The sequence below is a fragment of the Nitrosospira sp. TNL300 genome, assembly GCF_055385915.1.
In genome coordinates this window covers 567,105-580,676 of the sequence record NZ_AP041005.1, presented here as the reverse complement: position 1 = coordinate 580,676, position 13,572 = coordinate 567,105, and the positions used below count along the sequence as shown (strand labels likewise).

11 protein-coding genes are annotated in these 13,572 nt (G+C 55.2%); 5 read left to right on the top strand and 6 right to left on the bottom strand.

What is annotated here, in order from left to right:
- Window positions 1-25: 25 nt before the first annotated feature.
- From ACZ5BW_RS02600 to ttcA, 6 genes are all read right to left on the bottom strand, one after another.
- Window positions 26-1,291 (bottom strand): glutamate-5-semialdehyde dehydrogenase, encoded by a 1,266-nt coding sequence (locus ACZ5BW_RS02600; RefSeq protein ID WP_464542234.1) that lies wholly within the window; start codon window positions 1,289-1,291, stop codon window positions 26-28.
- Window positions 1,292-1,635: 344 nt separating this feature from the next.
- A complete protein-coding gene (holA, locus tag ACZ5BW_RS02595) occupies window positions 1,636-2,652 on the bottom strand; it encodes a DNA polymerase III subunit delta (RefSeq protein ID WP_464542231.1) in 1,017 nt (338 codons plus the stop codon).
- Between the two features lie 39 nt (window positions 2,653-2,691).
- Window positions 2,692-3,204, bottom strand: coding sequence for an LPS-assembly lipoprotein LptE (locus ACZ5BW_RS02590; protein ID WP_464542229.1), 513 nt, complete (start codon window positions 3,202-3,204; stop codon window positions 2,692-2,694).
- A gap of 41 nt (window positions 3,205-3,245) precedes the next feature.
- A complete protein-coding gene (gene leuS, locus ACZ5BW_RS02585) occupies window positions 3,246-5,846 on the bottom strand; it encodes a leucine--tRNA ligase (protein WP_464542226.1) in 2,601 nt (866 codons plus the stop codon).
- Between the two features lie 188 nt (window positions 5,847-6,034).
- Window positions 6,035-7,441, bottom strand: coding sequence for a DegQ family serine endoprotease (locus ACZ5BW_RS02580; protein ID WP_464542224.1), 1,407 nt, complete (start codon window positions 7,439-7,441; stop codon window positions 6,035-6,037).
- Window positions 7,442-7,503: 62 nt separating this feature from the next.
- Entirely contained in the window at window positions 7,504-8,388 is an 885-nt protein-coding gene (ttcA, locus tag ACZ5BW_RS02575; protein WP_464543637.1) for a tRNA 2-thiocytidine(32) synthetase TtcA, read from the bottom strand.
- A gap of 329 nt (window positions 8,389-8,717) precedes the next feature.
- Here ttcA and ACZ5BW_RS02570 point away from each other — a divergent pair, with 329 nt between their 5' ends.
- The 5 genes from ACZ5BW_RS02570 to cysT all read left to right on the top strand — a co-directional run bounded on the left by ACZ5BW_RS02570 (window position 8,718) and on the right by cysT (window position 13,570).
- Entirely contained in the window at window positions 8,718-8,939 is a 222-nt protein-coding gene (locus ACZ5BW_RS02570; RefSeq protein ID WP_464542222.1) for a YezD family protein, read from the top strand.
- Window positions 8,940-9,070: 131 nt separating this feature from the next.
- A complete protein-coding gene (locus tag ACZ5BW_RS02565; RefSeq protein WP_464542220.1) occupies window positions 9,071-10,702 on the top strand; it encodes an alginate export family protein in 1,632 nt (543 codons plus the stop codon).
- Between the two features lie 48 nt (window positions 10,703-10,750).
- Complete coding sequence (locus ACZ5BW_RS02560; RefSeq protein WP_464542218.1) at window positions 10,751-11,743, top strand: sulfate ABC transporter substrate-binding protein; 993 nt, start codon at window positions 10,751-10,753, stop codon at window positions 11,741-11,743.
- 95 nt (window positions 11,744-11,838) lie between these two features.
- Window positions 11,839-12,732 carry an EAL domain-containing protein gene (locus tag ACZ5BW_RS02555; RefSeq protein ID WP_464542216.1) on the top strand — a complete coding sequence of 298 codons (894 nt, stop codon included), beginning with the start codon at window positions 11,839-11,841 and terminating at the stop codon, window positions 12,730-12,732.
- Between the two features lies 1 nt (window position 12,733).
- The gene (cysT, locus tag ACZ5BW_RS02550; RefSeq protein WP_464542214.1) at window positions 12,734-13,570 is read left to right on the top strand and encodes a sulfate ABC transporter permease subunit CysT; all 837 of its coding nucleotides are present in this window, start codon (window positions 12,734-12,736) and stop codon (window positions 13,568-13,570) included.
- Window positions 13,571-13,572 lie beyond the last annotated feature (2 nt).

Sequence of the window (13,572 nt, the reverse complement as noted above, 5' to 3'; positions counted from 1 at the left end):
AAAATTGGACCTTATTCCTGGAAACCTACTGTCGGATATGCCCGTCACCCAGGACGATGAATTTCTGGCTGGTCAATCCTTCCAGTCCAACCGGGCCGCGAGCATGGAGCTTATCGGTGGAGATACCGATTTCCGCGCCGAGGCCATACTCGAACCCGTCCGCAAAGCGGGTGGAGGCATTCACCATGACGGAACTGGAATCCACTTCCCGCAGAAAACGGCGCGCGTTGCTGTAATTTTCGGTAATGATGGAATCAGTGTGTTGGGAGCCGTAAATCGTGATGTGCTCGACGGCCTGATCGAGACTGCTTACCACGCGCACGCTCAGGACAGGCGCAAGATATTCCGTATACCAGTCTTCCTCCTTTACTTCCCTCATTTCCGGAATGATCGCCTGCGAGGCCGGATCGCCGCGCAGTTCCACGCCCTTGTCCAGATAGATTCTGCACAGCGGCGGCAGCACTTCCCCGGCAATATTCTCATGCACCAGCAATGTTTCGAGCGTGTTGCAGGTGCCGTAGCGCTGGGTCTTGGCGTTGTCAGCAACGCGAATGGCCTTTTCCACGTCGGCACCTTCGTCGATATAAATATGACATACGCCGTCCAGGTGCTTGATGACGGGAATGCGCGCTTCATTCGAAATGCGCTCGATCAACCCCTTGCCGCCGCGGGGCACGATGACATCGACAAACTCTTTCATGGTGACGAGTTCACCCACGGCAGCCCGGTCGGTCGTTTCGATAACCTGGATCGCCGTTTCAGGCAAACCGGCAGTCTTAAGCCCTTCCCTGACGCACGCCGCGATCGCCTGATTGCTGTGAATGGCTTCCGACCCCCCGCGCAGTATCGCTGCGTTACCCGCCTTGAGGCACAACCCTGCGGCATCGGCCGTGACGTTGGGACGCGCTTCATAAATGATGCCGATCACGCCCAGCGGCACGCGCATTTTTCCGACCTGTATGCCGGAGGGACGGTAATTCAAATCGCTTATTTCACCCACCGGATCGGCTAACGCTGCTATTTGCAGCAAACCTTCGGCCATGCTCGCTATGCTTTTGGGCGTGAGCGTCAACCGGTCTATCATTGCCGGTTCCAATCCCCGTTCTTTCGCATTTTCCACGTCCCTGGCATTCGCTGCCAGCAGCTGCTGCTCTTCCCGTTTTATAGCCATCGCCATCTGTATAAGCGCCCGGTTCTTGGCTGCGGTTTCCGCTTTGGCAATCAGGCGCGAGGCGGCTCGCGCTTCGCGCCCGATGGATTGCATATAGGTCTTGATGTCGATGATGTCCATGTCAATGGTCCCATTTAGACAGTAAATTAAAATTGCAGGAGTAACCAGTGGTTCCGGAACTGGATTCCGGGTCAAGCTCCACTATTGTCCGGAATAAAATTAGTGAAAATCTGGAGAGCTGCATCGGCAAAAACGATGGCTTTGTAATAAGGATAGAGTCCTTTGGGCAAAACCTTGATCGTCTTGATGGGTCCAGTGTCAGAATTCCTCACTCCGGCGTTCGCGGATGGGAAGTCCAGTAGCGGTAGGTCGGGCTTCGTCCGACAATCAAAAGCAAAACGTCGGGCAAAGCCCGACCTACACCGGCTATCCTCCGTTTGTGTCATCGTTTTGCCATGCTTTAACTACTGGCGCTGCCCGATCTTCGCAAAACGCAATCCCAGTTGCAGCAATTCATCCCAGGGATCGCCGCTTGCAACGCCCTTGCCGACTCTGTCTATTTTAGCGGCATGCGACAAGGCCGATGTCAACTGCTCAAGGTTCAGGCGGCGAGCGGCGTTCTCCATTATTTTCTGCCGGTCCTGCCATACTCGAGACTGACTGATCAATTGCCGCAGCGGTTTCCCTGCATCGAGTCCCGTGCGAATCGCGACAAGAAGGCGGATCTGCCCCGCCAGCGTATTGACGACCAACGGCAATGCCATGCCTTCACCCTGCAAAACCTCCAGGATGCGCGTATAGCGGACAGCATCCCCAGCAACCATCGCATCGGATAATTTGAATGCATCATAGCGGGCGACATCGAGCACGGCATCCTTCACCTGCTCGAACGACAGCATTCCGAGCGGATAAAGCAACGCAAGTTTCTTGAGTTCCTGATAGGCTGCGAGCAGGTTGCCCTCCACCTTGTCGGCAAGAAATTGCAGCGTGTCGACATCGGCATTCTGCCCTTGCATGGCCAGCCGTTGGTCTATCCATGCAGGCAACCGACCGCGTTCTACCGGATAAACCGTAATGACTGCTCCTGCTGCATCAAGCGCCTTGAACCATCTGGTTGCCGCACCTTGCTGGTCGATCCGGGGCAGGGTGACGAGTGTGACGGTATCTGGCGGCAGGGCGCGGCAGTATTTCTCCAAAACGGCGCTGCCCTGGTTGCCTGGCTTGCCCGAGGGGATGCGCAGATCGATTATACGTCTTTCGCCGAACAGCGACAGGCTGTTGCTGCACCGTTCCAGCTCTACCCAGTTGAAGTGGCTATCGACGTTGAAAATCTCCCGTTCGATATATCCGCCCTGACGCGCTTTTGCACGAATCAGGTCGGCAGCTTCGATTGCCAGAAGTAATTCGTCGCCGGAGACCGTATAAAGCGGCGCAAGCTGTTTCTCGATATGCCGCGCAAGCTGTTCGGGCGCAATACGCATGCCTTCGCCTTCAAGTTACCGCAACACAGGCGCCGACGGTCAGGGATTCACCTGTGAAGACTTATTCAGTTCCGCCACCCTGACTGCTCCAAGGCGTCGCACGATCTGATCTGCCGAATCACCCTGCATTTCCCGTACGAGCATTGCCTCTTCCCCCTCCTTGGCGACCACCTGCTGATTGGTAAAAGGCATGATCCGGCGCAGGGCCAATTCAGTGGTGGGAATGAGTTCTTCCCCTTTGGCATCGACCAGCCGGAAGGAAACCCGGTACCGCAGTTCAAACTCCAGAACGCGGCCTCCGCCTGACACGGACATGATCTGCCTGTCATTGGTGACGCTGAGAATCTCCAGTATGGCCTGGGCCTTTTTCCGGTTGTCAACGAGGCGAGTGTGGGTGCCCGTCCGGACGAGGCGCCTGAGATCGGTACCGATAGGATGTCCTTGCGGGAAGGAAATATAAAGCGTATCAAACGGAAGCGCGGCGGTGCCGCGCAACTGGAAGCCGCAAGCCGCGAGCAAAAGACAGCATGTAAGCAACAGGATTTTTTTCATCGGCAATCCTCGAGTTCCGGTTTCTGTATCTTTCTGTATCTTCAAATGACGATATTGATCAGTTTCCCTGGCACCATCACCACTTTTTTAACCACTTTTCCATTCATGAATCTTCGCACCTGTTCATTCTCCAGCGCAAGCTGCTCAATGCCTACCGGTTTTGTATCTGCGGCAACCCGTATCTTCCCGCGCAACTTGCCATTGACCTGAACGATCAGTTCAATTTCATCCTGCACGAGCGCAGCAACGTCTGCTTGCGGCCACGGCTGATCGAGCAGTTCGGTTCCCGGCCTGAGTTCACGCCAGAGGGCATGGCAGATGTGAGGAACGATAGGCGACAGCAGCAATACAATATTTTCCAGTGCTTCCTGCATCAGGCCGCGCGCAGGCGGGCTCGAATCCTGCAATTTTCCGAGAGCGTTCATCAACTCCATTACAGCCGCAATGGCGGTATTGAAGGTATGCCGCCTGCCCAAATCATCGCCCACCTTGGCGATGGTCTGGTGCAGTTGAAAACGCAAGGCCCGGAGTTCAGGACTGAGACCTGCAACCGGAGTTGGACCAATTACTGGACCGCTTTGTTGCAGATGATCGTAAACCTGTTTCCATAATCGCTTCAGAAAGCGGAATGCGCCCTCTACTCCGGCATCTGCCCATTCAAGGGTCTGCTCGGGCGGGCTGGCGAACATCATGAAGAGCCGGGCTGTATCCGCCCCGTATTGCTCGACGAGTTTTTGCGGGTCGACGCCGTTGTTGCGGGATTTCGACATCGTGCCGATGCCGCCTGCTTCAACCGGCTGGCCGTCAGCACGCAGCACTGCTCCGATTTTTCTTCCCTGCTCGTCGGTCTGGATGTCCACATCCGCAGGGTTGAAATAGACGATGCGTCCGCTTTCCGTTTTCCGGAACATGATTTCATTGAGCACCATGCCCTGAGTCAGCAGATTGGCAAACGGCTCATCGAACAGCACCAGCCCGAGATCGCGCATGACCTTGCTCCAGAAGCGCGAGTAGAGCAGATGCAGGATGGCATGTTCGATTCCGCCGATATATTGATCAACGGGGAGCCAGTAATCCACGCGTGCATCCACCATAGCGTGGTGCTGGTCGGTGCAGGCGTAACGGATGTAATACCATGACGAATCGACGAAGGTATCCATCGTGTCGGTTTCCCGGCGCGCGGGCTGCCCGCAGCGCGGGCAGCAACACTCATAAAATGATGGCGTTTTAGCAAGCGGGTTGCCCGAGCCGTCGGGCACCAGATCTTCCGGAAGCACCACGGGAAGCTGGTCATCCGGCACTGGCACTACGCCGCACGCATCGCAATAGATGAGAGGAATGGGGCAGCCCCAATAACGCTGCCGGGAAATACCCCAGTCGCGCAGGCGATAATGCACGCGTTTCTCGCCCAATCCCTTCTGTTGCAAGGCGGCAGCGATCGCATCCACTGCAGGCTGGAACGCAAGACCGGAGAATTCACCGGAATCGAACGTAACGCCGTGTTCCACATACGCCTGGGCAAGCGGCACTGGCAAACCGGAGTCAGCAGACTTGATCACGGGCCTGATCGGCAGCGAATATTGGGTGGCAAACTCGAAATCGCGTTCATCATGGGCGGGAACCGCCATCACCGCCCCTTCCCCATAGCCCATCAGCACATAGTTGGCTATCCAGACAGGCAATCTGGCCCGGGTCAGGGGGTGGATAACGTACAACCCGGTATCCCTGCCCTTCTTTTCCTGGGTAGCGAGTTCCGCTTCCATCATCGCGCCCTGCCTGCATTCCTCGACAAATGCAGCAAGGGCCGGATTACTTTTCGCTGCGTGCTGAGCGACAGGATGCTCAGCGGCGACAGCCACATACGTTACGCCAAACAAGGTATCTGCACGAGTCGTAAAAACCTTCAGGTCCTGCGGCATGCCTGACTCGGCATCAGCAGGAAACCGGACTTCGACACCGAAGCTCTTGCCGATCCAGTTGGCCTGCATGGTTCTCACCCGCTCCGGCCAGCCCGGAAGCGTATTCAGCGCTTCCAGCAGCTCATCGGCATACGCGGTGATCTTCATGTAATACATCGGGATTTCGTGCTTTTCCACCAGAGCCCCGGTGCGCCAGCCGCGCCCGTCGATTACCTGCTCATTGGCAAGCACTGTCTGGTCGACAGGGTCCCAGTTCACGATACCCGTCGTTCTGTAGGCCAGTCCCTTTTCCAGCATGCGCAGAAACAGCCACTGATTCCACCGGTAGTAATCCGGCTGGCAGGTGGCAAGCTCGCGGTCCCAGTCTATTGCCAGCCCCAGGCTTTGCAATTGCTTGCGCATATAGGCAATGTTGTCATAGGTCCACTTTGCCGGTGGCACATTATTTTGCATTGCCGCATTCTCTGCCGGCAGGCCGAACGCATCCCAGCCCATGGGCTGCAACACGTTGTAACCCTGCATGCGGTAATAGCGCGACAGAACATCGCCAATGGTGTAGTTGCGCACATGCCCCATGTGCAACTTGCCAGAAGGATAAGGAAACATCGAAAGGCAGTAGTATTTCCGCTTTTCCGGCGCCTCCACAGCCTTGAATGCGGCGGTTTGCTGCCAGTACTGTTGCACTTCCGACTCGATTTCCTGTGGGTGATATTTTTCCTGCATAAGCTCGGCTTTCTGCCATAAAGCTGGGGATTATACCGCGAACTCGGACATTCCCGCGGGTGAGGCCACCTCCAGCGAGCCTGGAAGGAAAGCGAGAGATCTATGTATTTTGAAGCGTCGATGGACAGCTAAAGGGACTGTTGTGAAACGATTCAGCGATTCAGTTCAGGATGTTTCAGGAAACGGATTTACCTGATCCTGATAGTCACCCTGAAATCGCCCCGTATCAGGCTTAGGGTGAGGCGCCCCTGGCTGGGCTTGAGAGCAGCAAGCAACTCCTGAACCGAATGGATCTGCCGGCGATTGACGCCAATGATGAGGTCACCCGGCCGAATGCCCCGCTGCCAGGCAGGACTATTGACTTCCACGTCTGTTACCATCACCCCCTCAACTCCCCGGCGGGCCCCAGGTTTCAGGTTCGCCACGGTTGCGCCTGAGACCTCAGGCACGATTTCCGCCCCCGCACTGGAAACCTCCGCCAGCTTGGCGATCTTTACTTTGGCAGTTATCCGCTTCCCATTCCTGATCAGCCCGAGATCCAGCGTCTCCCCGATTGGCATCAGTCCAACCTTGTTGCGCAGATCTATCGAGTTCCGCACAGGTTTTCCGTTGACAGTCGTTATCACATCGCGCGGTTTCATCCCGGCTTTTTCGGCCGGCGAGCCTGCCTCAACCGCGCTGATGATGGCGCCTTCCGTGGAAGGCAACCCTAGCGAGGCCGCCAGGTCGTGCGTAATGTCTTCGCTGCTCGCGCCCAGCCTGCCGCGGCGTACCTCGCCGAAGCGCAGAATCTGATCGAGGACTGCCTTCACCATCACACTGGGGACCGCGAAGCCGATGCCGACGTTGCCGCCCGCAGGACCGATGATGGCTGTGTTGATACCGATCAGCTCCCCCTTGAGGTTGACGAGAGCGCCACCGGAGTTGCCCGGATTGATGGAGGCGTCGGTCTGGATGAAGTCTTCATAGCCTTCGATATCCAGTCCGCTTCTTCCCAATGCGCTGACGATGCCCGAAGTTACCGTTTGCCCCAGGCCGAACGGATTTCCGATTGCGATGACAAAATCCCCCACGTTGAGCAGTTCGGAATCACCGAGGCGCAGCGCCTTCAGGTTCCTGGCATCGATTTTCAGCAGGGCGATATCGGTGCCCGGGTCCGTTCCCACCAGCTTCGCCTGGAATTGACGCCTGTCCTTGAGCGTCACCACCACCTGCTGCGCATCCTTGATCACGTGGTAGTTGGTAACGACATAGCCGTTGCCCGCATCCATGATCACGCCCGAGCCCACACTGCGCTCCGGGCGGGCCTCCTGCTCGGGAAGATTGAAAAAGCGGCGGAAGAAAGGATCCCGAAACAAAGGATTCTCTTCTATAGCCGAGCGCGTCACCACGGAAATATTGACGACCGCCGGGGTCACATCCTGAAGCACCGGCGCCAGGGTCGGCACACCATTTTTGGTGTCACTGAAAGGTAAAGCGGAGTAGGCTGGCAGCACAATGACCAGCAAGCCGATAAAAACCAGCCAGAGTGAAACTGACAGCGGTGGAACTGACAGAGAAGCTGGTTGCGAAACCGATCCGGTCGATTTTCTCATTTGAAGAGTGCCTTACTTGGTTTATCCACCAGTTGCAGGGTTGGCCGAATTTAATGGATTTTTCACTCTTTGTTCAGGTTCAGGAGTTCTTCCATACCCGGCTCGAAGGGCTCGGGGTCGAATGCCCTGTCGCCATCGACAACCGGCCCGTTCCCGGTTTTGAGTCCATGAAAATCGTAAAGCGAGGAATCGAGCAGATGCGAGGGCTGGATGTTCTGCAAAGAGCTGAACATGTTTTCCAGTCTGCCGGGAAACTTTTTATCCCATTGCTGCAGCATTTCCTTTACCGCCTGGCGCTGCATATTCTTCTGTGACCCGCACAGGTTGCAGGGGATGATCGGGAAATTTTCCATCTCTGCATAGGCGGCCAGGTCCTTCTCCTTGCAGTAGGCAAGCGGCCGGATGACGATATGCTTGCCATCATCGCTTACCAGTTTGGGCGGCATGGTTTTCAGCTTGCCGCCATGAAACAGGTTGAGAAACAGGGTTTCAAGAATATCATCGCGATGATGGCCCAGCGCGATTTTCGTTGCGCCCAGTTCGCCCGCCACGCGATACAGAACCCCGCGGCGCAAGCGTGAACAAAGGCTGCAAGTGGTTTTCCCCTCCGGTATCAGGCGCTTCACCACGCTATATGTATCCTGCTCGACAATGCGGAAGGGCATGCCGACGGAAGTGAGATAGTTCGGCAACACATGTTCCGGAAAGCCCGGCTGCTTCTGGTCCAGATTTACCGCAATCAGCTCGAATTGTATGGCTGCGTGCGCCTGGAGGCTGCGAAGGATATCGAGCAGGACATAACTGTCCTTTCCGCCCGAGAGACACACCATTACCCGATCTCCAGGCTCGATCATGTTGAAATCAGCTATCGCCGTGCCTACAAGCCGCCTCAACCGCTTGTGCAGTTTGTTGACGTTATGTTGCTCCTTCCTGGACAGCATTCCCATTCCTGTTTCTATTCCCATTCCCGTCGCGACCTCTTCTCAGGATACTCATTGAGTAACGGCGCCTCTTCCATGCGCTCGCGGCTCAGTCTCGATTTCTGAAAAACTGCATTAGCAATTTTCCCAGATTGGATGCGGTTTGGACAGTGCTGCCACAGTCCCGAACATACGTCGATCGGCTTTCCCGCCCCCTCGGTCCAGTGCTCCTGTTTCCCACCCTCGGTAACGCTGTATATGCAAAAAACAGATAAGCAAATCAAATGATATTAGTTTGAATTATAAAAAGTCACTGATAACGTGTCGCTTCCACAAACTCTGCAACCGTTTTGACCATGTCGGCCAGCACCGAAGTTATTGATCTGGAAGAAAAGCATTATGGGGCCGGACAATCAGGCAGACGGATACCCGTGGACGTTAAACAACGGATTCTGCATGCCATTGCAAGTATCGAATATGGCTCGGTGGAGGTGGTAATTCATGACGGCAAGATTACCCATATAGAGTGCCGGGAAAAAATCCGGGTGGGGCGTACTGAGGCTGACCAGAGAAAGTGAAGGGAATAATGCAAAACCGGAAAGCCGCAGGCATGAAAGCCGACCAAATGACTGGAGGCCTAATAAAACAGATTAAACAGATTATATCGATACCTGACCGGGCAACCGGAAGGACGATACAGGAGAGAGGAATGAAGTTTTATCTGGGAACAGTCATTGCGTTTGCTCTCACGATACTGTCATGGAGCGGAGCTCAGGCAGAGGCAAACACGATCGGCACCGAAAAATTCAAAATGACGGAACAGAAAAACAGGTTTGTTCAGAACGGTGCGGCCCCTGTTGAAGAAAAAACCGATCCCTCAGGAGCAAGCAGTAAATCAGATGGAAAAACAGCGGCTGGAAAAACAGCGGCAGCGGCAACACAGGAGGAAAAAAAATCGACGGGCTACTTCAGGCCTTCCAGCAGCTACTCGACCCAGCCCGAATCTGATCCGCCGCGCTATGTGCGCACCCTGAGCAAAACCGGGATTGAAGCTTTCAAGGACATCTACTGGCTGGATGTAGGCATCGATCATCGTACCCGCTACGAATTCCGCAGCAACGATATACGGCGCACCGAACTCAGGCTGGACCAGCCCTTCCTGCTGCGCTCCCGCGCCTACTTCGGAATCCGCGAAATATTCGATCCGCTGCGCGGCGCGGTGGAATTCCAGGATTCGCGGCGCTACAACGGCAATTTCCCTCACGATAACCGTGATTTCAATGAACACGACCTCATCCAAGCCTATGCCGAATTGTATTTCAAGGGCGCGCTGGGTCAAGACGACCTGAAACAGCAGCGCCCGCTCAGGTTTCGGGCAGGCCGCATGGCCTATGAAGCACTGGATCGGCGTCTGATCGCTCGCAATCCATGGCGCAACACTACCAATAATTTCGAAGGTTTCCGTATAAATCTAGGTCAGGAAGTAAATGACTGGGAATTGGATTTATGGGGCTATCAACCTGTTAAGCGTCTGCCGACTGCTTTTGACCAGCGTATCGAGAACCAATGGTTCTACGGCGCCATCGGTCATTGGCGCAAATGGTCGGACATCATCACGCTGCAGCCTTATTACATGGGCCTCATGCAGGACGGCAGCAAGGGTGGTCCCGGCCAAATCGACCGTGAAATTCACGCACCCGCCTTGCGCGGCTACGGAAAAATTCCCAGTACCAACCTGGATTATGACTTCAATCTGATCTACCAGTTTGGCCGAAACGCCGGGCAGCGCCATGAAGCGCATGGCTATACCCTTGAGGCGGGGTATACCTTCCAGCATAGCTGGAAGCCGCGCTTAAGCGTCTTTTATGGTTACGCCACCGGCGATCGTAATCCCAAGGACAACGTAGACAATCGCTTTGAACGTTTTTTTGGAGCCGGGCGGCCTTGGGAGCAGGATAATTACATTGAGTTTGAAAATATCAAGGCACCTAAAATCAGACTCGAGTTTCAGCCGGCCAAGGATCTGCGCTTCGATGGCGGCTATAGCTGGTACTGGCTCGCGAGCAGCACCGACCGCTTCAACACCCTCCTCAACGGCAACAACAGCGCCGTCAAAAATCCCGGTTTCAATCGCGATCCCACCGGAAGCAGCGGTGATTTCATCGGACACAATTTCGACATCCGGGCACGCTACAAGCTGGCAAAGCATATCGACACGACTATCGGTTATTCGCATTTCACGAGCGGGGAGTTTGTGCGCAACCGGCAAATAGCGGCGCTGGGCAGAAGCCCGGGGAGTTCGGACTTCTTTTACGTTGAAGTTGTATTGAGCGCATTTTAATTATCTGACACTTATTGATTTCACTTTGCCTGAAGGAAGAGTACGAAAATGAAAACATGGATAACGACGAGCCTTGCCGCAATTCTCCTGTTGGGAGGCAATGCATGGGGAGATAAAACATTATTGAATGTGTCCTATGACCCGACCCGCGAGCTGTATCAGCAGTTCAACTCGGCATTTGCAAAGCATTGGGAGGGCAAGACCGGAGAAAAAGTAGTCGTAAAACAGTCCCATGGCGGCTCCGGGAAACAGGCGCGCTCCGTCATCGACGGGCTTGATGCTGATGTCGTGACGCTTGCCCTGGCGAAGGACATCGATGAAATCGCGGAAAAAGCCAGACTGCTGCCGGCAGACTGGCAAAAGTGCTTGCCGCACAACAGCACGCCTTACACCTCGACCATCGTACTGCTGGTACGCAAAGGCAATCCCAGGAACATCAAAGACTGGGACGACCTGATCAAGCCCGGCGTAGCCGTAATCACCCCCAACCCGAAAACCTCCGGAGGTGCCCGCTGGAATTACCTCGCCGCGTGGGAATACGGCAAGCGAACGTACGGCGACGACGCCAAGGCGAAGGAGTTCGTAGCGAAGCTCTACCGGAATGTGCCTGTGCTGGACTCGGGCGCGCGCGGCTCAACCACGACATTCGTGGAGCGCGGCATTGGCGATGTCTTCATTTCGTGGGAAAACGAAGCATTCCTCGCTATCAGGGAGCTCGGACCCGACAAATTTGAAATTATCGCACCATCCGTCAGCATTCTTGCCGAGCCGTCAGTCGCGGTGGTGGACAAGATCGTCGACAAGAAGGGTACTCGTACCGTCGCGGAAGCCTATCTCCAATATCTCTATTCGGACACAGGCCAGGAGATTGCCGCGAAGAATTTCTACCGTCCAACCAATGCCGCAATTGCGGCGAAATATGCAAGCCAGTTTCCCGACATCAAGCTGTTCAAGATCGACGATGCGTTTGGCGGCTGGAAGAACGCACACAAGCTTCACTTTGCCGATGGCGGCACTTTTGATCAGATTTATCAGAAATAGCAACACAAGCTGTACTGCCTGCACTGAAAACCGGAAAAACACCCTGCTGACGTCAGGAAATTGACGTCCAGGAAATTTTTGAAAGGAGATGGAAAGTGAGCATTTCTTCATCACAGGAAAAGGATGAACTGGCGCGCATCCAGGAAGCAACCGATTATGCGGTGACGCGAGCGGAGAATGGTTTCATCATGGGACATTTTTTCAACTGCTCGCTGTCAAGCGTATTTCAGCCGGTATTCGATGCAAAAACACGCAGTGTGGCAGGACATGCAGCTTATATCCGTTCTGTCATGAATGAGGAAAATCCATTATCACCCTGGAAAGTCCTCTCTCTCGGGGAAGGAGACGCTCCATTGGTACGTTTTGACCGGCTGTGCCGCGCAGTGCACGTGCTTAACTACTTCAGCGGAAGCTCTCATGAGGGCAATCTTTTTGTCACCGTACAGCCCCGCCTTCTTGAAGCCGTGAAGGATGATCATGGCCGAGCGTTCAAAAGAATTCTCGACATCATCGGCGCGGAGACTTCCCGGGTGGTAATCGAAATTCCGGCTGAGGTAAACCGCAACTGGAAGCTGCTCAAACACGTGATCAGCAATTACCGCTCGCACGGCTATCGCATAGCGATCAATCACAACGATGCCGGCGACGATTGGGTAGCGGAACTTGCCAGCCTGTATCCGCTGTATCCGGACATGGTGCGGTTGGAAGCCTCGGTTCTTCAAAGGCTGGGGGATGCAGGGTCGCTGGTGGATGCCATTCATCACTTTGGGGCGCAGGTTCTGTTCCGTGAGATCGAAACAGCGCGGCAATTGACAGGAGCTGTTCGCGCAGGCGCCGATCTTCTCCAAGGACGCTTTCTCGGCATCCCGGCGCAGGCGATTGAGTTTGACGTGCTTCTGCCTGCTACGGCGACAGAGTACCGGAGCGCGGAGGCTTCCCCCGGAAGCGTCAGAACGCTTCAACACTATATCGACGCGGCGGGAATCTGAAATGGGCACGTTCAGACAACACAGCGTTCTGCCCGGATTCAACCTGGCGCTTGGATTTACGTTGCTTTATCTGAGCCTGATTGTCCTGATTCCAATCTCGGCGGCATTTGTTCGCACGGCAGAGCTCACCTTGCCTGAATTCTGGGATGTGGTGACGACACCAAGGGTACTGGCTTCTTACCGGTTGACATTTGGCGCCTCGTTCGCGGCAGCACTGCTCAATGCGGTATTCGGGCTCCTGATCGCGTGGGTGCTGGTGCGCTACTCTTTTCCAGGAAAGAAGCTGATCGATGCGCTGGTAGACCTTCCATTTGCCCTGCCAACCGCAGTAGCCGGGATTGCCCTGACAGCGCTCTATGCGGGGAATGGGTGGATCGGCCAGTATCTGGAGCCGCTTGGCCTCAAGATCGCCTTTACACCGGCAGGGGTCTTCGTGGCGCTGACGTTTATCGGATTACCCTTTGTAGTGCGAACGGTGCAACCTGTGCTGGAAGATCTCGAGCCCGAACTGGAAGAAGCAGCGGCTACACTCGGCGCAAGCCGCTTGCAGACATTCCTGCGAGTCATTTTCCCTGCCATTTTTCCGGCACTGATAACCGGCTTTGCGCTTGCCTTTGCCCGTGCGATCGGGGAATACGGATCCGTTATTTTTATTGCGGGCAACATGCCGATGATTTCCGAAATCACGCCGCTCTTGATCATTACGAAGCTTGAGCAGTACGACTATGCAGGCGCCACGGCGCTCGCCGTGGTCATGCTCGTGATTTCTTTCGTGTTGCTCCTGATCATTAACCTGCTGCAATGGTGGAGCCGCAGCCGGAATTCATCGTCAGTATGAGC

Coding starts and splice junctions, on each gene's coding strand:
- ttcA (WP_464543637.1), bottom strand. CDS start 8,388: ATGGGAATGCTGTCCAGGAAGGAGCAACATAACGTCAACAAACTGCAC.
- ACZ5BW_RS02580 (WP_464542224.1), bottom strand. CDS start 7,441: ATGAGAAAATCGACCGGATCGGTTTCGCAACCAGCTTCTCTGTCAGTT.
- ACZ5BW_RS02560 (WP_464542218.1), top strand. CDS start 10,751: ATGAAAACATGGATAACGACGAGCCTTGCCGCAATTCTCCTGTTGGGA.
- ACZ5BW_RS02565 (WP_464542220.1), top strand. CDS start 9,071: ATGAAGTTTTATCTGGGAACAGTCATTGCGTTTGCTCTCACGATACTG.
- ACZ5BW_RS02600 (WP_464542234.1), bottom strand. CDS start 1,291: ATGGACATCATCGACATCAAGACCTATATGCAATCCATCGGGCGCGAA.
- holA (WP_464542231.1), bottom strand. CDS start 2,652: ATGCGTATTGCGCCCGAACAGCTTGCGCGGCATATCGAGAAACAGCTT.
- ACZ5BW_RS02590 (WP_464542229.1), bottom strand. CDS start 3,204: ATGAAAAAAATCCTGTTGCTTACATGCTGTCTTTTGCTCGCGGCTTGC.
- leuS (WP_464542226.1), bottom strand. CDS start 5,846: ATGCAGGAAAAATATCACCCACAGGAAATCGAGTCGGAAGTGCAACAG.
- ACZ5BW_RS02570 (WP_464542222.1), top strand. CDS start 8,718: ATGTCGGCCAGCACCGAAGTTATTGATCTGGAAGAAAAGCATTATGGG.
- cysT (WP_464542214.1), top strand. CDS start 12,734: ATGGGCACGTTCAGACAACACAGCGTTCTGCCCGGATTCAACCTGGCG.